This is a genomic window from Pedobacter sp. GW460-11-11-14-TSB4, assembly GCF_059423705.1.
Genome location: NZ_JBWKYI010000001.1, coordinates 609,806 through 629,570, shown reverse-complemented (window position 1 = coordinate 629,570; position 19,765 = coordinate 609,806). Strand labels below are relative to the sequence as shown.

Sequence of the window (19,765 nt, the reverse complement as noted above, 5' to 3'; positions counted from 1 at the left end):
ATAAAAGGTTTTAAATGTGTACCGATTTTGTTCTTATTCGTGATGCTTTCGCTCTATTGTAACATAACAATGGCCCAAAGTGTTAATATCAGCACGACTATTATACCCCCATATTCTCCGTTTTATGCCGATTATGCAGGAACAAATGCTTCAAAAGTTTTATTAACCATTACCAATTTAACCGCCCTGCAAAAGAGAATAAAGTTAGTGGGGCAGCTACAGGGTGATAATGGCATAAAAATCACCACGAAATCCAATTACGTTCCTTTACAGCCTGTTATTTTGAATCCAAATGAAACCAAACAGCTAAACGGACTGGCCTTAAAGGATATTTTCGATTTAAATTCCTTAAATGTATATGGCATTGATAAAGTAAGACTGGTGCAAACTTCACGCTTACCCGAAGGAAACTATGTTTTCTGTATTCAGGCAGTTGATATGAATACCAATCAGGTTATTTCAGCCACTGCACCTTTGGGCTGTACAAACATTAATATCGCTTACCCCGATGCTCCGGTACTCATTAATCCCCTAAGCAATTTAACGTTATTTGCTACCAATCCGCAAAGCCTGGTTTTTAACTGGATAAATGCCGGTTTTGTACCAATGGGTACACAGTATATATTACAGGTTGCCGAAATGCCATTGGTCAGCTCAAACCCTAACCAGGTTTTGAACTCCGCATCTTTTCCGTTGATCAATAAGACGATGAACAGCATGTCCTACAGCTTATCGCCCTCAGACCCGCCGTTAAAAACAGGGAAAAGTTACGCATGGCGTATAAAAGCTTTCGATCCGACAGGAAAAACAGTTTTTAAAAATAACGGAACGAGTCAGGCCAATGTTTTTACTTACTCGGTACCACAACTTACTTTGGCTGCGCCAGTAATTACTTCACCTAAAAACAAGGTAGAATTTACAGAAGTGCGAAATGCTTATAATATTTTAAATCAGCCCAATATAGATATTAGCTGGAATGGTTCGGGTGCAAGTAATGCCCAGATCAGATACATCATCAAGATAGCAAAGGTTGGCGCGAATGATCAGGCAGAAAATGTGTTGGCTACTAATAGCGGACTAATTGTAAACGATGAAATTAGCACCACAACTTATACGCTGAAAGCACTTCCGGCAGCAGGCAAACTACCATTCGACAATCCAAATAAAGAAATCACAGGTCCGTCAGGAAAAGCAGCTTTAGAACCCGGTGCCACTTATGCCATCCAGATTACGGCAAAAGGAGTAGATGCATATGGTAAAAGCATCAACTTCACTAATTTGGGTAATAGCGAAATCGTATTATTTAAATATAATGGTGCGCCAAAATTACCTCCGGTAGTAGATAATATGGTTACCATAACTGGCAGATTATTATACCGCTATAAAAAAGAAAATGAACAACCTAACAACAGCAGCTTTAATTTTCCACCGGCATATGTGACCAAAAAAGCTGGGAACTTTAGCATGCTTGTGCTTAACGATGCACCTTTGCCTGATTTTATCTGTAATGGAATGTTTAACCAGGATAATGAAACCAGGCCAGTAAAAAACACCACTATAAAATTGGTTTACGCGCTGTTTACATCAGCCAATAAAGCGCCAACACAGTATAACGAATTAAAAAGTTACGACAGCGAAAATGCCCCTTTCACTACGCCGGTAGGTGCATCTAATTATGTCGATCCTGAAAAAAAACCGGATAAGGTATTGGTAACAGGTATTACCGATGAAAACGGTAATTTTTCGGTTTCTTTTTTAAACAATATGAAAACGGGGCTGATTGAAAAAGCAGACAAATCGGTTGAGTTCGGTGCGCTCCGTATTGCTATGGGGGAAGATAAATACACCAATTCTGACATCATTATATTTCCACAGAATGGCAAAACCATTCATTTGCCAGATGAGGTTGTATTTGCGGATTCGTATAATTTAAAAGTAACGGTAAGAACGGACGAAAAGATCGCAGATCAGGCATTACAGCCAGGAGCAGTTGTCGCAGGTTATCCGGTACAGCTGGCTGTGCTTAAAAGCGATTATAGAACTGATCCATCGTACCCGGTAGAATCGAATATAGAAGTGTACAAAGATCTGAAAGCAACTATTTTGAACGAGCCAGCAACTGTATTAGACTTAGGTAAAACAGACGCAAATGGGGAAATAATATTTAAAAGACTGCTGTCCAATAGTTATTATACTACTAAGTCATCGGATAGAAAGTATACCTTAGCGCTGGAAAATAAATTGGAAGGCAATTTTGCTTACGAAACGCAAACCAAAGTGATCCAATCCGACGCTTGTAACAATTGTCCGTTTCATGATGTAAACTATAAACTGAGCAAAAGAAGTTCGGTACATAAAGTTGGTTCTATTGCACGCGAAATTATTATTTCACCCAAAAACCCAGAGATCTACCTCCGGGTAATGACGATGCAGAATAACATGCCTAAAGCAATTGCCAATGCTACCGTTACCGTTTACGAATATGCTACAGATAAATCTTTTTTTCCAAGTTCAAAAGACTATACCACAGATATAAATGGTTATCTGCATTTGAAAGATTTAGCGATAACAACGGAAAAGCAAGGCAATTTAACAAAAGTGATCGGGCCATTGCGCAGCATTGTGATTTCAAAACCTGGTTATGCGAGTTTAACCATAGCGAGCAAACAGAAATTGTCTTTTGGAGAACGTTTTCCTGCCCAGGTAGAGCAATATATGAAGGGTGGTGGCGAGCTGGTGGGACATGTGGTTAACGAAAAGGGAGAGCCGGTTATCTGTAATATCCGCATCGCTGGTGGTCCGTTTGTAAAAACTGCAGATAACGGATGGTTCGATATTAAAAACACCGCAAGTGGTAATTTTACCCTGATAGAAGTGGTACCGGTTGTTGATAATTATTTCCCTGAAGCACTTCGTAAGAATATTAATGCAGGAGACTATACGCTGGTGAGTAATGTAAATGATCCTACTGGGAAGATAGTGGTAAAAGAAAAACTGCACCGCGTGCGGTTTAAAATAGTGGATGAAAATAATAATCCTGTTGCCGAAAGCTGCACCGCTGTTGGCCAAAGTTTAAACGTCTGTTATCCCAGCGACAGTAAAACTGGATTGACCAACGAAATAGCTGTGGCAAGTCCTGATAACGAATTCCATATCCGTGTAGTTGCCTATGGCTATGTTACGTATGATAGTTACAAAAATATACCGATCAGCAAAACATCGGAGGTAATCCCCATCAAGCTGGTACGGGCAAAAACGATCGTAGGTTATGTGCTTGATGAAAAAACAAATAAACCGATCAAAAATGCAAGGGTATACACCATAAGTGGTACCAATCAGGATGGTCAGGTACAGAATGAAACCTATACTGATGATAAGGGCTTCTATATACTTCCGGGTGCCATTAACCAATCGATGTTTTTTGATTATAACTCTGGGCTCAATATCCAGAGCCCGATGGATGTGTACGCGGTAAAAAGTGGCGATGAAGGTTATCAAAGCCAAAAACAGACGGTACTTTTTGGTTATGGCGTGGGACCAAATACGGTGAGTAATGTTGTTTTTAAACTAACCAGCCTGAACATGAAGGCCGAAATTTGGGGAATCCCGATCGAGGTCAACACTGTAGAAGAAGGTTCATCACCTTTTGCCTTAAAAATCAGCGGTGCATTTGTTAAAATACCTGATAATGCTACGTTTAAAACGGCTTTAAGTAATGCAAGGTTACCATTTAAAAATTTGCAGGTATACATCGACAAAAAAGCAAATCCAAATGGTACGCCTAATTATATTTTTGTGCCCACAACCAACGAAATAACAGTACAAACCAATGCGTTTAAGGTAATGGCCTTTAATAAATTCTCTTGCGAGGTATTGGGCAGCGATCAGTTTTTTCAATATCCATTGTTAAAGATTAGCAAAGGCAAAAACGGTTTGGGTGTGTTGAGCGGTTTTGTAACCTCCGAACTGGCCTCCTTTAACTTTAGTTACGATTATAATGGCAGATTTTTGTTTGATCATGATAAATCCCAGTTTTTTAATCAGGCACTTCCATCCGCCCCGATAGATGTATTGGGCGCAGCAAATAGTTTTACACCACTTTCTAAATATAACCTTAAAGCATTATATGGGGTAAGCAGCTTCAAAGTGCATGATTTTGAAGCCACTATGCTCAAGGGATCGTATGTAAATGCCGATGTTTTCGCCATAAATACGGCCATAAAAATGCAAATCCCTTTAGTGGGTATCAGCAGTTTACAGGCGGGCACGGTAAAGGTATCTCAAAAGGACATTAGCTGGCAGGATTATGTTGGAGATATAACTATTCCTTTAGAAAAATGGACCATTAGGGGCAAAGGTTTGCAGTACGAACTGAATAAAGGTGGCTTTAAAATTATTGGCGGGCAGTTGCAGACCGACCTGCCGAATGTTCCGCTGAATGAAATGTTGATTATGCCAACAGCGATTGATCTGGGTACAAATAACCTTAGCGGCAATGAAGTTTTAACCCTGGGTAATGTTACTCCGCTTAAATTGGTGGGCGGTGCAAAACTGACCTTAAACTACGATGCAGCAGCGCCTTTCGATCAGAAACCGCATTACCGGATAAATCTGTCGGGTAGTAATTACCAGCGGGTGGCTTATATTGCAAATATCCCAGGTATCTCGGTATTGGATAAAATAGATATCGAAATCATGAGCGCCTATAGTGATGGGATACATAGAACCGTAAATGTCACACCCGTTAAACATCCGTTTTTTAATGTGATCTCGCAAACGATTAGCGGTATAGAGGTTGGTAAAGATTATTTTACCCTTATTGGCAATACCAGTCTCGATATCCCCGGGGCAAACAACAATGTTACGGGTAGATTTAAATATTATAAAGATCAAAACGGCAGCATACAGCAGGTAACCGAAAAACTGCAGACTGATATAGAACTACCTGGTAAAGTAAAGTTTAATGGAACCAGTTTTGCCCTGTCGAATGGTGTTTTTAAAGCTACAGGTGATCTGCTGATCTACAAAAATACACTCGCAGATGCCATACCCTTACACGGAACAATTACTAAAACTCCTGCAGGTACGCAAATGGATATCCTGCCCAATGACAAAATAAAAATGGGCGTTGATGGCAACAGGTTTATGACGATTTTGAATGGCGGTAGCAAGGTTAATGGCAATACCTGGAACCTGGTACAATTTACGGCTAAACCTGAAAACTTTTTAGCAGATGGCAAAGAAATCCTGGTAAAAGGGCAGGATGAGATTGATTTTATTGTAAACGGAGCGATAGAAAATGATAAAAAATCAGGCAAACAAATAAAAGTAGAAAATGTGGAAACACCTTTCGGCGGGCTGGATATTTCTTTCGATTTTGATAAAAAAATATTGGCAGGTTCTTTAAAATTTTCAGGCCAAAATATTCCTGTTGGACCTGTTAATCTGCATGATGGTAAGATTAATATGCAGATAGATGGTAATGGTTTTATTCTTTGCGGTATCATATCTAATGCTTCGCTTACACCGCTCCCTATTCTTAATGGCTTTAAAAGTGGCGTAGCCATTGGCTTTTATAACGGCCCGTTGCCAGCTTATATGAAACAGGATCTATTGAATGTGACGCTATACAACCAACTGCCCGATTTGGAACAGCGTTTAACAGGTGTTTATGTCAATGTAATGAAATCATTGGGCAAAGCCGATTTGCCAAAGCTGCCAGGACCTAGCTTAGATGATATCCCAGGGATGAGTGCATTTGTTCCAACTTTCGATTTTTCGGCTGGGATAGACCTCCGCATTATGGTCAATTTAAAAAGCGGTGTAACCATAGGAGGGAAAGCAATTGCGAATGCCTCTTGCCTGTACAATTTTTCTGTTTGTAAAATCGGTTTAACCGGTAGTGCCAATGGCGAATTTGGCCTTACTTATAATGGCGGGCTGGGTGGTTACCTGCAATTTGGTGTTAAAGGCGGACTCGTTTATTGTGTAGGGTCTAAAGAACTGGGCCTGTTACTGAGATTAGATAAGCCGCCAGGTGGTGGATTCAGCCCTTCGGTAAAACTCAACTAAAAATATTTCTATGAAATCTATACTTATTGCAATGCTGTTCTGCTGCTGGGCTACTGACCTGGTATTTGCGCAACAAAACCCTGAAACCAAATTATTGGCAAAATACGATGGTGGAGATATTCTGCTTAGTTATCAGTTGCCCGCTCTTAATGGTGCTGATAGTCTCTCCCTGGCCATTTACCGGACAGGGAGACAAGGCGCTGAGGTATTAATAAAGCAAAACCTGAAGGCGGCTGTCAATACCAGATTTTTATATGCCGATACCACACTCAGAAAAAATCCCGGAATTTATCAATACCGTTTACAAATCAGTGTAGCGCAGGCGGTATTAAAGGATGAAAAAGTGCTGGCTTATGCTTTCGCTCCCGACGAAATACCTGTGGCTGTTGATTTTGATGCAAAAAATACCAGAGGAACTAAAAATATAAACCTGAGTTGGAGAATTGCCAATAACTACCTGCTCAATAGCATCATCATTGAACGTAGCCGTAAGCAGGATGGTTCATTTGCACCCGTAGCAACATTAAACCAAAATGACAGCGTTTTTGTAGATCAGGTTTCTGATGCCAATGAACCTTATTTTTACCGTCTGGCGATGGAAAATATTGTTAATGGTAAAATATATTACGCAGCTGTTGCTCAGGTTATTCCACAGTTTGCTATTGTGCCTTTAAGTGTAACCCATGTAAAAGCAGCACAACTGAGGGAGAAGATTGCGCTAAGCTGGGAAAATCAAGATGAAAAAGCCAATGGATTTTACATTCTGAAAAAGTCAGGTAAACAAGATACCTTTTTGCTGGCTTCAGCTAAAATAATGAAAAATAGCACCGATAAATATCAATGGATAGATAGTGCAAGCACTTTGGTTAATCATGAAATGTATCAGTATAGTATTGTGGCAGAAAGTAACTCCTTTGATAGAAGTAAACCTTCTGATACGGTAACCGTAGCATTCAGCAGAAGTATTCCGGCACTTTCGCCGCCACAACATTTACAGGTTATCACCGCAAACGATACTACTTACAACCTGGTTTGGCAGGTAGATAGCTTGCGGCAGCATGAAATTGCCGGCTATGCTGTTTTTATAAAAAATGCAGGAGGCACAGCATTTCGGGCTTTGGCTGGTGGTGTGGTTACTTCAAACATCAATTACATAGCCATACCAAGACCGAAAAATGGCGATACTTATCAGGTAAGAGCGGTAAATGGAACCAAACAGAGTGCGCCAAGCATCGCCTATACCTATACTAATGCTTTTGAAAAAGAATTTGGTCCAAAATATTTAAAGGCAGCGGTTATCGATCATATGTTGAAAATTAAATGGTTGAAACCAGAAGATGTTGAGGTAAAAGCTTATAAATTATATAAATGGAATGGAAAAGGCTTTGACTTGATCGAGACCATACCATCAGATCAGGATACCGTTACCACCAAAAAATACCTTGCAGGCGAACTCAATATGTACCAGTTAAAAACGGTAAATGCACAAGGTATAGAAAGTAAGGGCAGCAAGATGCTGCAGGTGAATTGATCAGCTCATCAAGTCATTTTGGTTAAGTATAGAGTAATGAAGAAACCTGGTTAAACCAGACTATCAGGAGAAAATATCAGTGGAAAGAATTGACCTTCCATTTTATGTCCCGCCCTAATGGGTGCCACACCTTTAAGTAAAGCTTCGTCGGTATTAGATTCAGTACCGTCAGTAAATACATTTAAAACGAAAGCGCTTCTTGAACGTGGCGATTTATTGGGAAACGAACCATGAACCATTAATGGATGATGAAAAGTAGCATATCCCTTTTTAAGTTCGATCGGAACAGGATGAAATTCGGCCTTCTGCTCTTCTGTTAAATATTGCATCAGGCCCTCCATATCGCCAGCTAAATCTGGTTTATCCAGCAAGCCCCAGCGATGGCTTTTAGGTACATAATATAAACAACCGTTTTCAGTGGTAGCATCATCCAATCCAACCCAGCAGGTTAAATGTTGCATGGGCCCCGTACGCGTCCAGTAAGAATAGTCCTGGTGCCAGGCCACAACGCCTCCGTGTTTTGCGGGTTTACAGAACAACTGATCGTGCCAGAAACGTACGCCTTTATTGCCTAAAATTTGACTGGCAGCCATTGCAAAAGCCGGATTCCATATTACATCATGAAAACCTTCTGTAATCCGCCAGGCACCTAAAGCATGAAATAAAACAGAATTAGGGTCTGCAGATTCATTGCTGTGAAACTCGTGAAATAGCCCATTTAACGGGTGTGCGGGATCAACAATTTCTGCTAATTCTTTGTTCAGCCGGTCAACCTGCCATTCTTCCAGTAATTTCACATCACTAACGTATCCATAGGTTTTAAAAAAATCAATTTGCTCGTTGCTAAGCTTGTACTGTTCCCAGTCAGAAGCTTTTGCAGGCCATTTAAACAGATCGGAAATGAGTTGATGTTTTTTTGAAAGGTCGTGCTGGATGGGCATTGTCATCAGTTCTATGCGTTTTATGGTTAGAAATTACTCGTTTATTTAAAGGTAATAAAAGATTTTCCTTCATAGAACAGGCAAAGCAAATTTGAAGCTGATTATTTTATAATAGGTTGCCCTGGTTAATTAAGCGTTATTTAATACTTTGAGTTAATGTAGTGCCGCCAATTTTAGATAATATGTGATAAATATTTAACACTGAATTAATAATCGGTCCTTAGTTTTGCGGTATAAATATTTGGTTAGTATTTATAAGTTTAGGTTAGTTGATTATAAAAGCCCAGATGGATATCGGGGCTTTTTATATTTTAACCCATGCGATAGAAAAACTCATCGGCAACGATTTTTCCGTCTTTAACCTCATAAACACAAATTTCACTCATCGCCATTCTTCCATGCGATTTATAAGTGGCATCAATGTTCATTACAATTGAAAAATGATTGTCTGCAACAATCGGTTCGGAGCAAGAAGCGCTATGTATTTCTTCAACACTTTCTTCCCATTGTATGGTTTTGTTTTTAACAGCATCCTTGCCTTCTGTTAATTCCATTGGCGAGCCTTTTGGCTCTTTACTCACTACGTTGTCGGCGTAAAGTTCATCAATGGCTTGTTCGTGTTTGCCTTCACGGCAAAGCTGTACCAATTTGTCAGCTACTTCCTGAGTATTCATATGCTTATATTTAAGTTATGACCTAAGTTATCTAAAAATAAACGTTTTAGCGGTTTAAAAGGTTTTAAGTTTAGGTTATCTTGCTGAGGCGAGACAATAGGATGTAACCTTAGCTTATGGTACAGCCTCTTTTTTATTTTGCCTCAACATTAACTTTTTTTTGTTGTAGCGATTTAATAACCTTACTCGTTTCTGTGTCAAAATTAATGCTATGAAAATATGTTTAAAGGTTTTTAGCCTGATCCTGTTCTGTACGATGGCTTTAACCGCCTGTAAAAAAGATAAACCTGCACAAGCAGAACTTTTGCCACTTGTGGGCAGCTGGACCGAGACACCTGTTTCACCTGATTACCAACGTAAGCTGTTCTTTAGTGCAGACGGAACCTTTACCATGCACTTTACCTATTATGGATTGCAAGGAGGTGTTACATCTACCGGAAGCTATTCGGTAAGTGGAAACAAGTTAACCGCTATTATCAAAAGCCAGGTATTCCTCGAGCCGAAAAGACAACCTGAAATTAGGGCGGTTGAACAGTCGCTTTTTGATAGCGGTACTTTTAGTATCACCGGCAATGTGCTTACTGTTAACTTTTTGAGTTATCCGGCCGATGGTCCAGAACCCACTACAATTAAGTTTCTGAAGAACTAAGTATGAATGGCGTATTTTAACTAGCTAGTTTAGCAGAGAGGTTCAAATCATTATTTTTGTAAAACCCTGTACAGGTTTAATCGGCTGTTTTAAGACTGAACGAAAATGTTGATCCCTCATCGAGCTTACTTTCGACACTGATAGATGAACCATGTAAGGAAATAATAGAGCTGGATAGGTATAAGCCAATGCCAAAGCCACTGATATTACGGGTCTTTTCAGATCTGATGCGGTAAAACTTCTGGAACATGTTTTTTTTGTCTTCAGAAGAGATACCAATGCCCTGATCTTTTACGCTAATGATAAGGTTTTGATCGCTGCGTTTGCAAGAAACAGTAATAATCCCTCCATCAGGCGAATATTTTTGGGCATTGCTCAGGAGATTGGTCATCACCAGGGAGATTTTTTCGGCATCACCCATAACCATCGCCTCATTTTCTCCCTCATAAACCAGTTGATGTTTTTCGCTACTTGCCTCCGCATCTTCAATGCATGACCGGATGGTGGCAACAAGGTCAAAGCGGGCACTTTCAAACTTTAACTGCCCACCCTCCAGCCTGGAGATGTGTAAGAAGTCGGTAATCATATTCTCCATCTTCTTGGTCTGCTGTTCGGCTTTTGTCAGGGCATGGGCGATAAAGTCATTGCCATTTAACTTAAGCTTATGCAGCGCGATTTGTATATAGGAACGCAGTGAAGTTAGTGGCGTTTTTAGTTCATGACTAACAAAACTAATAAACTCATCTTTTTTTTTCTCCACCAGTTTTTTTTCAGTGATGTCCCTCGCGATTTTGGATAGTCCAATTACCTGTCCGCTGCTGTCTTTAATGGGGGAGATAGTGAGTGATACATGGATGAGCGTTCCATCTTTTTTTCTGCGGATGGTTTCAAAATGGTCAACCCGGTCGCCCTTGCGTAACTGCGAAAGGATCTTGGGCTCTTCCTCATGCCGATCGATTGGAATGACTTTCAGGATGGAGCTACCGATCATTTCTTCGGCAGTATAACCAAATATCCGGGCAGCCGCATTATTCCAGCTGGTCACTATTCCATTAAGATCCTTTGAGACAATAGCATCGTCAGATGAACTGATAATAGAAGTGAGTATGGCACTTTTTTCTTCAGCAAGTCGCAAGGCATCATTAAGCCGACGGAGTTGCTCATTATCAAGCCTTAAGTCCAGTTCCCTCTTCTCGTAATCTTTAATGAGTTCAATGATTTCGCTAGTGTCTTTCATATCTTTTTCTCCGAACACAAGATAGGAATAATTAACGGCCTATTTCAGCCGATTTTTACCAACTAAGATCAGGAAATACTTTTCCATTTATTCAGAAAGCAGCGTAGAAGAAATCATTTACGATTTACAGAAGATACTGGTTGATGGTGATAATTTTTAAATATTAAGGCTTCTGGCCTAATGCCAAAAGCCTTTCATCTTTGATCCTAATCGTTTACCTTCCGTTTGAGTGAGTCATTAACGTGGAAAGCTATTCGGAGTAATGATTTAGTTCTGCTTGGTTACCATAGCCAGGATATCCATTAGATTGTCTATTACGGCGTCAGGTTCTGCTTCTTCTAATTGTTTTTGTGTGTGCGCTCCGGTGGTAATGCCGATGCTTAGACCACAACCTGCATTTTTGCCTTCTTCAATATCAATACTGGAATCACCCACTTTAACAACCGATTTACCATCGGTAAGGCCATGGTGTCTCATTGCCAATAAAATCATATCTGGTTCTGGTCTGTTCTGGCCCACTTCCGAGGCAGTAACCAATGTATCGAAGTCGGTACCAACTTTCCATCCAAGTCTGTTCAGGATAGCTTCTGCAGTAACCCGGTCATAACCGGTATTAAGTACCGAAATGATTCCTTTTTGTCGAAGTTTCTCAAAAAGTTCAATCGAACCTGGCTGCGGTAAAATTTCCTCAGTTTCGTAAGCCAGTTTCAGTTTACCAATAAATTCTTCGTATATATTGAAGACCACTTCTTCATCAAAAGAACCTTCGTAAGTTTTAAGTACCGATCTGATTGCTTCTTTCTTTTCCTTTCCGGCTGCAACAGCAAGAACCTGATCAAGGGTATAAGAAAAACCAGCGGCATTTATTGCATTCATTAGAGTTTTGTAAACTAGGTTGTTTTCGTTCACTGTGGTGCCAGCCATATCGAATACTACCATTTTAATTTCAGGGTACATTTGCTTTCTATTAAATTAGATAAATTAATTTTTTGAACTTTCGTCGTCAAATATACTATCAGTAATTTTACTAAACAAATGTTTAGTAATAGTTAACATTTATATTAACATTTGTTTACTTTAGCTAAACATTAAAAGTTCATTTTTGTCTTATTGTTTCGGCATTAAGAAGCATGAACCAGAATAACCAGATAATTAAAATAAAAGAAAAAGATAAATATGAAAAATGCAACCCTCGTTGTTTTTAATGGATCGGGAAAGGCGCTGGAGGAAATGGAAACAACTATCCCTGTACTTAATCCAGGTGAAATTTTGGTCAAAAACTTATATACTACAATTTGTGGAAGCGATCTGCATACCTTTTGTGGCTTGCGTAATGAAGCTGTTCCTACCGTTTTGGGACATGAAATTGTAGGCGAAGTACTGGCTTTTCATCCAGAACACAACCAAAAAGATTATTTAGGAAACCAGCTTGAAATAGGAGATAGGGTAACCTGGAGCATATTTGCTTCCAATGCAGATTCAGTAAGGGCGAAAGAAGGCATGCCACAAAAGGCTGATGGTCTTTTTAAATACGGGCACGCAAAGGTTACAGCTACAGATGCCCTTCACGGGGGACTTTCAACCCACTGTGTATTAAAGCAGGGTACGACTGTACTTAAAATCAGTAAAGAAATTCCACTTAAAGTTGCCGCAACCATTAACTGCGCAGTGGCGACGGTTGCAGGTGCTGTCCGTCTTTCAGGTAGCCTTCAAGGGAAAAAGGTATTAATCTCTGGTGTGGGTTTGCTGGGTTTGGTATGTGCAGCAATGTGCAGTGCCGATGGCGCAAAAGAAATCCATGTAGCCGATGTAAATGACGGACGTTTAAAGTTAGCCGAAGCATTCGGAGCCAATGTGCAGCACCTTTTAGGTCACGATGCAGATCTTCCAGCAGATATTGATGTGGCTTTTGATATGAGTGGTTCGCCAGATGCCATGGAAATGGGGCTTAACACACTTACAGTTGGCGGAACAGCGGTTTGGATTGGTGCGGTTTTTAAAACAAGAGAAGTTCAGGTTAATGCCGAGCGTGTTGTTCGTAACCTCATTACCATCAAAGGCCTTCACAATTATAACTACGAAGACTTTGTACAAGCAGTAAAGTTTATAGAAACAAACCATGCCAGGTTTCCGTTTGAAAAACTGGTTTCAGCAGAGTTTTCTTTAGCAGATGCAGAATCAGCCTTTAATTACGCCGTGGCTGATAAGCCTATCCGTGTAGGGATCAACGTTGCCAAAAATAATCATAATGAACAGTAATAGCGCGGGCAAACAGAAGTGGAAGATGTTACTGGTAACCATGTTGTGTTACCTCTTCTTTTACACCGGCAGGCACAACTTTGGATGGGCGGTGAAAGGCATGGTTGCTTCGTTGAATATACCGTATAGCACCATTGGCTGGATTAGCTTTTGTATGTTAATCGGTTATGCCATAGGCCAGTTTATCAATGGTAACCTTGCAGATAAATTGAGTCCTAAACTGATGGTGGTAACCGGCGCTTATTTATCAATCATGACCAATATTGCGATAAGCTTTTCAAATACGGCTACCATGATCATGATCCTTTGGGGGCTCAATGGATTTTTTCAATCGATGGCCTGGGCGCCAGGTGCAAAACTGATCAATAATTGGTGGGATGAACATGAGCGAGGTAAGGCATTTGGGTTTTATACCATGGCCGCCGGACTGTCTTCTGCAGTAACTTACCTGATTTCTATTGTGCTGTTGCAGCAAGGGATTGAATGGCGAATGCTGTTCCGCCTGCCGGTACTGTTGCTGTTGGTTACGGCAACCATATTTTTAATTATTGCTAAAGACCGGCCTGATGTTGAAGAGCACAATGGTCGTCAGCCACTGGCCGAAGATAAATCAGATTGGCTCGACCGTTATAAGGAAGCCTTCAGAAACAAAAGATTTTTACTTACTTCTTTATCTTTTGGTTTTGAGAGCATGGCCCGCTACGGACTGATATTTTGGGTTCCGGTTCATTTTTTAGGTAAAAACTGGAAAGATAACCCTGGGAATATTTGGGTTACATTTTTACTGCCGGTGGGTATGGCCATTGGCGCATTATGCTTTGGTGTTTTATCTGATACCTTTTTTAAAGGAAACCGCCTAAAAGCCATCGTGGTCGGCATGTCGGCTAGTGCAATTCTCTCCCTGCTTATCTTTATTGTTCCAACACAACAAATCATACTCAGCAGTATTTTGATGCTGTTAACTGGTTTCTTTGTTTATGGGCCCCAGGCTTGTTACTGGCCCTTGAGTCCGGATATGCTGGGTAATAGGCTTACCGGTACAGGCATAGGGATTATGAACATGTGCGGTTACCTGTTTGCCGCCATTGGTGAGCCGTTTTTGGGCTATGTAATTGATATTACGGGCGATAGCAACAATATTTTTATTGTAACGGCCTTAGCTTGTGTGTTATCTGCTTTAATTGCTTTTTTCGTTTCCAGGTCTAAGCCTGTTAAAGTGGCCTGATATTTTAACTTAAAGGGCACAGCAATGCGGTTGTTGCCCATATAAAGCAAGTAATTGATTACTGCCGGAATAATTTAAAGTTTTTTTAATTATAATTTATGAGTTTGAAGGGGATAAGTAAGACTACAGTAGGAAATTTGATCGGTCTTCTTGATCAGCTTGAAGAACTGGAAAGGATAATGGGAACCGACCCAGGTGAATGCGATGAAGTCAAAAAACTTAAACAGGAATTAATCGAAACCTACCAGAAATATGAAGGGATGCTGCGGGAGATAACGGAGCAAATTGGTGTTTATCAGGATCTTTATGGTAAGATCAGGTTTCGCTTTGTGCCCGAAAAACTAAAATCCTTAAGGCGGATTATTCCGCAGGATAGTTATGAATTTACTTTGCTTAAAGAAAGCATCCAAAAAAGCCATTTAACTTAAATAGCTAGTGGCAGTATGATGATTTGCCACAGAATCATCTGGCTTTTTCGGACAAGTTTCAGGTAAAAATTTAGAAAAAACTACATTCCCATATAAAATGGACAAGATCTCTACTACTCCCTTTTCAGTAAACGGCAAAACTTATTCTCCTCCTGTAAAACCGATTGTTGTAATCTGTATGGATGGCTCTGCAGCTGAATATCTTGATTGTTCAATGGCTAACGACCGAATGCCCAACTTAAAAAAAATGGCAATGAAGGGTTATAGAGGTATGGTACGAGGGGCATTACCTTCTTTTACGAACGTGAACAATTCGTCCATTGTAACGGGTGTTAGTCCGGCGATACATGGCATATGCGGCAATTTTTTTTATGATACTGAAAAAGATCAGGAGGTAATGATGAATTCCTCAGCATATTTACGTGCCGATACTTTACTGGCTGCTGCTGCAAATGCAGGTCGTAAGGTTGCGGTTGTTACCGCAAAAGAAAAATTACGTGATATCCTTTCTTATAAACTGAAAGGTATTGCTTTTTCAGCCGAAAAGGCCGATCAGACGACACTGGAAACGCATGGAATTGAAAATGTAGAAACACTTATTGGCCATAAAACGCCTGCTATATACAGTTCCGATGCGAGCTTGTTTGTCCTACGTGCAGGTGTGGCCCTCATTAAAAATGGAATGGCCGACTTCCTTTATTTATCATTAACCGATTACATGCAACATACTTATGCACCAGAAACTGAAGAGTCGCTGGCTTTTTATGAAGCCCAGGATGTCGAAATTGGAAAAATGCTCGGGCTGGGTGCAATAATTGGCGCTACTGCCGATCACGGTATGAATGCTAAAATTAAAGCTGATGGATCGCCCAATGTGTTATATATTGAAACAATGCTTACCGCGAAATTTGGAAATGGCTTTAGGGTAATCTGCCCCATTACCGATCCGTATGTAAAACACCATGGTGCTTTAGGTTCTTATGTGGTTGTACATGTAGAAGACCAGTCAAAAATAAATGAGATAAAAAACTGGCTGATCTTGCAAGATGGGATCACCGAGGTATATGACAAAGAATTGGGTTGCCGCATACTGGAACAACCGGCTGATCGTAGCGGAGATCTTTTTGTATTATCGGCACGTGATGTTGTTCTCGGAAAAACCGCGGCTCATCACGAACTAAAAGCTTTAGATGGCACCTTGCGTTCACATGGTGGCAGATATGAAGAAATGGTACCCATGGTTATTTCTCATCCTTTAAACACCATATATAAAATAAAAGCTCAAGGTGATCCCCGTAATTTTGATATTTTCGATTTTACAATTAACGGTACCTTAAAGAATTGACTTTTTTAAAAAATCTTCTTCAATATTCGTTGTCCCACTGATAATCATTTTGCCTGATATCAAAATTCCCGGTATGAAAACCAGTGGTAATTACGTCGCCAGGTTGAATGATACTATATAAAATGATACAAGAATACCACATCACCTACATAGGCTGGTTTGGGTTGATCTTTAATCACAAGTGTAGCTTGAATCGTAACCTTAGTTATTCCCCTCAAATTGCTAATGCAATTTAATTTAGCTTTTAACTGCACTTCGCTATCCACTAAAACTGCCTGACCGAATTTAAAGCGTTCAATACCGTAATTAATTTCCATTTTAATATTGCGTACATCTGCAATCTGTTTCCACAAATAAGGAATTAACGACAAGGTTAAATAGCCATGTGCGATGGTTGCCTTAAACGGGCCTTCGTTTTTAGCTTTTTCCGGATCGGTGTGTATCCATTGATGATCCAGGGTGGCATCGGCAAATTTATTGATCTGCTCCTGGTCTATAGTATGCCATTGCGAAACACCTAGTTCTTTACCTAGATGCGATTCATACTCTTCAAAATTATTGATCACCAACATTATATTCTATTTATCGGGTTAAGTACTGTTTTAACAACTCCTTTAGGTACAGTCTTCCTTCGGGTATATAGTTGGATTCCACTCTTCTGTTCCCAATTATAATAATAATAACTGTGCCTTTAACAGTATACGTACAAATATATTTTAAAGATTTTCTTGGCTTATTTCTATTCGGTCGATAATATATTAATATACAGAGGGTTTGTGCCTAAGTTCGGATACACCAACCCGATCCAATAAAAATGATTTAGAATCATAACAGGCTGTCCGATTATGTACATATTTGTTCATTAATGAACAAATATGATTTATAAAATAATGATATATGCCCTTTAAAATGCTTTCCGTGAGCTTGCTTATATTTGGCATAGGAATGGCGTGCTCCATAGAAATTTAGATTTATGTTCAAATTAAACCTGAAGATCGCTTTTAGAAACTTGTTGAGGAACAGATCATACGCATTGATCAATATCCTAGGCCTTTCTATCGGAATGACCAGTTGCATTTTGATCTTTATTTTTATCCAGTTTCAGCTGAGTTACGATACACATTTTAAGGATAGCGAGCGGATATTCAGGTTTGTAACTGATTGGAAATACAACAGTTTTGACGATTATTCTGCAGGAGTGCCTTTACCTTTTGGCCCTGCAGCTAAAGAAGAACTGGTTGGTATTGAGAAACTGGCCAGGATTTCGCGCAGCAGCGGAGTGGTGTTGGTACGCAATGGAGACGGAACCGAGCATTTTAAAGCCGTGAAAGATGTATACTTTACAGAAGCCGATTTATTCGATATCCTGCAGGTGAAATGGCTTTTCGGAAAACCCACACAATTGCTTTCAGAACCCAATACTGTAGTGATTTCGGAAAGAACCGCTAAAATTTTCTTTGGTTCGGCTCAACAGGCTATAGGTAAAAACTTCACCTTTTGGAATTCCATCCGCTTAAGAGTAGTTGGTGTAATCGCCAATTTGCCAAGTAGCAGTAGTATTCCCATGGAAATTATGATTAGTTACCCTACTTTTTATGGTGTTAATAATCAAGATTGGGATTCGGTAAGTACTTATAACGAATGTTTTATGCTGCTCAAAACTGGTGCTTCATTGGCGGCACTAGAGCAATCATTAGAAAGGATGAACGATAAGTATTTAAAACAAAAAAAACTTGCGGGCAATCAGCGTAGCCACTTACAAGCTTTATCTGATATTCACTTTAGCGAGCGTTACAATAATTTTGCTGAAACAGCCATTACGAAAAAGGAGGTATACGGACTGGCCATTATTGGTCTTTTTTTGATGGTAACAGCCTGCATTAATTTTATCAACCTGGCTACAGCCCAGTCGGTTAACCGCTCAAAAGAGGTTGGGGTGCGGAAGGTTATGGGCGCTATGCGTAGGCAACTTGTGCTGCAGTTTTTGGCCGAAACCACAACCATAGTAGTAGTTTCTATGCTATTGGCCTGTATTTTCTCTGAATTATTACTGCCATTGTTATCACATCTTTTTAAAGGGCAGGTTTCATTATCGCTCTTTACAAACCCTTCAGTTTTTGTTTTTCTGTTTCTTCTGGTTACGCTGGTTAGTTTTTTGGCTGGTTTTTATCCTGCAATGATTATTTCAGGCTTTAGTCCTGCTTTGGCCATCAAAAACAAAGTGCGTATCCAAACAGGGAATTTAAGTTTGCGCATGGTATTGATCGTCATGCAGTTCACCATTACTATTGTGCTCATTATTGCAACGCTGGTGGTGATCAAACAAATGCAATATGTAAGAGAAAAACCTCTTGGTTTCAAAAAGGATGCTGTGGTTATGATTGGTTTTCCGGGTGATAGCGCAAGTTTAAGCCGTCAGCAGTCGTTCAGGGAAAAGCTGCTTCATATACCAGGAGTGGAGAAACAAACTTATTTTGTTAGACCACCTCTTTCAGGTATCATGAACACTACAAATTTTTATGTTGATGGCAAGGAAAATAAAGACTTTGAGGTTCGGTTAAGTCCCGTCGATGAGCATTATTTTGATCTGTTTGGACTGCAGTTTGTGTCAGGTAAGGTATATCCAAAAAGTGATACGGCCAATGCTTACATCGCGAATGAAACTTTTGTAAAGAAAATAGGTATCTCTAATCCCCAGTTGGCACTTGGGAAAGTCATCGCACAAAATGGAAGGACAGGGCCGATTGTTGGTGTGGTGAAAGATTTTAATGATCAATCACTCAAAGAAAAAATATCTCCAATGGTTTTTTACCAGGAAAAAAGGCAATATTATAACATGGCGGTGAAATTGGATGCTGAAAAAATTATGCCGGCCATGAAAACAATAGAAAATATCTGGAAAAGTAATTTCCCTAACGAGGTATACAAAGCAGAATTCATGGATGATGACATCAATAATTACTATGAGTCAGAACGTATTACTGGTCTCTTGTTCAGGATATTTGCCGGTGTAATTATGTTTATTTCTTTTATCGGTATTTTTGGATTAATCTCTTTTGTTGCTGCTCAGCGTACACGAGAAATGGCCATCAGAAAAGTACTGGGTGCTTCAACAGCCGAGCTGGTTAAAATGCTGAATAGTGCTTTTATCAGGATGGTTTTTGTGGCCAATCTCATAGCCTGGCCATTGGCCTACATTTTGGCGAGCAAATGGCTATCAGGTTTTGCATATCGGGTGCCGCTTGGTATTTGGCCTTTTGTATTGGCCATGGCCGCATCAATGGTGCTCACCTTAATTACGGTAAGTTTCAGGTCGTACCGTGCGGCAAAGGCAAATGCTGTAGATGCGTTAAAATATGAGTAGGTATTGAAATATATAAATCATGGAAAATGATTTGTTATAT

General features: G+C 39.9%; 13 protein-coding genes. 8 read left to right on the top strand and 5 right to left on the bottom strand.

The genetic code is table 11. From position 1 onward, the window contains the following. Positions 1-69 precede the first annotated feature (69 nt). Together AC07YT_RS02750 and AC07YT_RS02745 are read left to right on the top strand one after the other, a co-directional pair. Entirely contained in the window at positions 70-6,072 is a 6,003-nt protein-coding gene (locus AC07YT_RS02750) for a hypothetical protein (protein WP_145954227.1), read from the top strand. A gap of 10 nt (positions 6,073-6,082) precedes the next feature. Next, positions 6,083-7,603 carry a fibronectin type III domain-containing protein gene (locus AC07YT_RS02745; RefSeq protein ID WP_086545913.1) on the top strand — a complete coding sequence of 507 codons (1,521 nt, stop codon included), beginning with the start codon at positions 6,083-6,085 and terminating at the stop codon, positions 7,601-7,603. Between the two features lie 50 nt (positions 7,604-7,653). Here the strand turns inward: AC07YT_RS02745 and AC07YT_RS02740 are convergent, their stop codons facing one another. Both AC07YT_RS02740 and AC07YT_RS02735 read right to left on the bottom strand, forming a co-directional pair. Further along, the gene (locus AC07YT_RS02740) at positions 7,654-8,550 is read right to left on the bottom strand and encodes a phytanoyl-CoA dioxygenase family protein (protein ID WP_086545914.1); all 897 of its coding nucleotides are present in this window, start codon (positions 8,548-8,550) and stop codon (positions 7,654-7,656) included. Between the two features lie 305 nt (positions 8,551-8,855). After that, positions 8,856-9,218, bottom strand: a complete 363-nt coding sequence (locus AC07YT_RS02735) for a nuclear transport factor 2 family protein (protein WP_086545915.1) — start codon at positions 9,216-9,218, stop codon at positions 8,856-8,858. Between the two features lie 211 nt (positions 9,219-9,429). Here AC07YT_RS02735 and AC07YT_RS02730 point away from each other — a divergent pair, with 211 nt between their 5' ends. After that, the gene (locus tag AC07YT_RS02730) at positions 9,430-9,867 is read left to right on the top strand and encodes a hypothetical protein (protein WP_145954228.1); all 438 of its coding nucleotides are present in this window, start codon (positions 9,430-9,432) and stop codon (positions 9,865-9,867) included. Positions 9,868-9,943: 76 nt separating this feature from the next. On the opposite strand, the gene AC07YT_RS02725 is transcribed toward AC07YT_RS02730, so the two are convergent. Both AC07YT_RS02725 and AC07YT_RS02720 read right to left on the bottom strand, forming a co-directional pair. After that, positions 9,944-11,104 carry a sensor histidine kinase gene (locus tag AC07YT_RS02725; RefSeq protein ID WP_086545917.1) on the bottom strand — a complete coding sequence of 387 codons (1,161 nt, stop codon included), beginning with the start codon at positions 11,102-11,104 and terminating at the stop codon, positions 9,944-9,946. Between the two features lie 267 nt (positions 11,105-11,371). Then, positions 11,372-12,061 (bottom strand): phosphonatase-like hydrolase, encoded by a 690-nt coding sequence (locus tag AC07YT_RS02720; RefSeq protein ID WP_494945154.1) that lies wholly within the window; start codon positions 12,059-12,061, stop codon positions 11,372-11,374. Between the two features lie 219 nt (positions 12,062-12,280). On the opposite strand from AC07YT_RS02720, the gene AC07YT_RS02715 reads away from it, so the two are divergent. From AC07YT_RS02715 to phnA, 4 genes are all read left to right on the top strand, one after another. Beyond that, positions 12,281-13,363, top strand: a complete 1,083-nt coding sequence (locus AC07YT_RS02715) for a zinc-binding dehydrogenase (protein ID WP_086545918.1) — start codon at positions 12,281-12,283, stop codon at positions 13,361-13,363. Further along, positions 13,353-14,588: an MFS transporter gene (locus AC07YT_RS02710; RefSeq protein ID WP_494945153.1), complete on the top strand. Its 1,236-nt coding sequence runs from the start codon at positions 13,353-13,355 to the stop codon at positions 14,586-14,588. Before AC07YT_RS02715 ends, AC07YT_RS02710 begins: the two co-directional genes overlap by 11 nt. A 98-nt stretch (positions 14,589-14,686) precedes the next feature. Next, complete coding sequence (locus tag AC07YT_RS02705) at positions 14,687-15,016, top strand: hypothetical protein (RefSeq protein ID WP_086545919.1); 330 nt, start codon at positions 14,687-14,689, stop codon at positions 15,014-15,016. Between the two features lie 97 nt (positions 15,017-15,113). Then, the gene (gene phnA, locus AC07YT_RS02700; RefSeq protein ID WP_086545920.1) at positions 15,114-16,361 is read left to right on the top strand and encodes a phosphonoacetate hydrolase; all 1,248 of its coding nucleotides are present in this window, start codon (positions 15,114-15,116) and stop codon (positions 16,359-16,361) included. A gap of 113 nt (positions 16,362-16,474) precedes the next feature. On the opposite strand, the gene AC07YT_RS02695 is transcribed toward phnA, so the two are convergent. Beyond that, positions 16,475-16,933, bottom strand: coding sequence for a MaoC family dehydratase (locus tag AC07YT_RS02695; protein ID WP_029274701.1), 459 nt, complete (start codon positions 16,931-16,933; stop codon positions 16,475-16,477). 401 nt (positions 16,934-17,334) lie between these two features. On the opposite strand from AC07YT_RS02695, the gene AC07YT_RS02690 reads away from it, so the two are divergent. Further along, on the top strand, positions 17,335-19,725 hold the full coding sequence (locus tag AC07YT_RS02690; protein WP_086545921.1) for an ABC transporter permease: 2,391 nt from the start codon (positions 17,335-17,337) through the stop codon (positions 19,723-19,725). The last annotated feature ends 40 nt before the right edge of the window (positions 19,726-19,765 follow it).

What these genes read in the sequence shown, in the direction of transcription:
- AC07YT_RS02715 (WP_086545918.1), top strand. Translation starts at nt 12,281, where the DNA reads ATGAAAAATGCAACCCTCGTTGTTTTTAATGGATCGGGAAAGGCGCTG.
- AC07YT_RS02735 (WP_086545915.1), bottom strand. Translation starts at nt 9,218, where the DNA reads ATGAATACTCAGGAAGTAGCTGACAAATTGGTACAGCTTTGCCGTGAA.
- AC07YT_RS02720 (WP_494945154.1), bottom strand. Translation starts at nt 12,061, where the DNA reads ATGTACCCTGAAATTAAAATGGTAGTATTCGATATGGCTGGCACCACA.
- AC07YT_RS02725 (WP_086545917.1), bottom strand. Translation starts at nt 11,104, where the DNA reads ATGAAAGACACTAGCGAAATCATTGAACTCATTAAAGATTACGAGAAG.
- AC07YT_RS02730 (WP_145954228.1), top strand. Translation starts at nt 9,430, where the DNA reads ATGAAAATATGTTTAAAGGTTTTTAGCCTGATCCTGTTCTGTACGATG.
- AC07YT_RS02750 (WP_145954227.1), top strand. Translation starts at nt 70, where the DNA reads ATGGCCCAAAGTGTTAATATCAGCACGACTATTATACCCCCATATTCT.
- AC07YT_RS02705 (WP_086545919.1), top strand. Translation starts at nt 14,687, where the DNA reads ATGAGTTTGAAGGGGATAAGTAAGACTACAGTAGGAAATTTGATCGGT.
- AC07YT_RS02690 (WP_086545921.1), top strand. Translation starts at nt 17,335, where the DNA reads ATGTTCAAATTAAACCTGAAGATCGCTTTTAGAAACTTGTTGAGGAAC.
- AC07YT_RS02740 (WP_086545914.1), bottom strand. Translation starts at nt 8,550, where the DNA reads ATGACAATGCCCATCCAGCACGACCTTTCAAAAAAACATCAACTCATT.
- AC07YT_RS02695 (WP_029274701.1), bottom strand. Translation starts at nt 16,933, where the DNA reads ATGTTGGTGATCAATAATTTTGAAGAGTATGAATCGCATCTAGGTAAA.
- phnA (WP_086545920.1), top strand. Translation starts at nt 15,114, where the DNA reads ATGGACAAGATCTCTACTACTCCCTTTTCAGTAAACGGCAAAACTTAT.
- AC07YT_RS02745 (WP_086545913.1), top strand. Translation starts at nt 6,083, where the DNA reads ATGAAATCTATACTTATTGCAATGCTGTTCTGCTGCTGGGCTACTGAC.
- AC07YT_RS02710 (WP_494945153.1), top strand. Translation starts at nt 13,353, where the DNA reads ATGAACAGTAATAGCGCGGGCAAACAGAAGTGGAAGATGTTACTGGTA.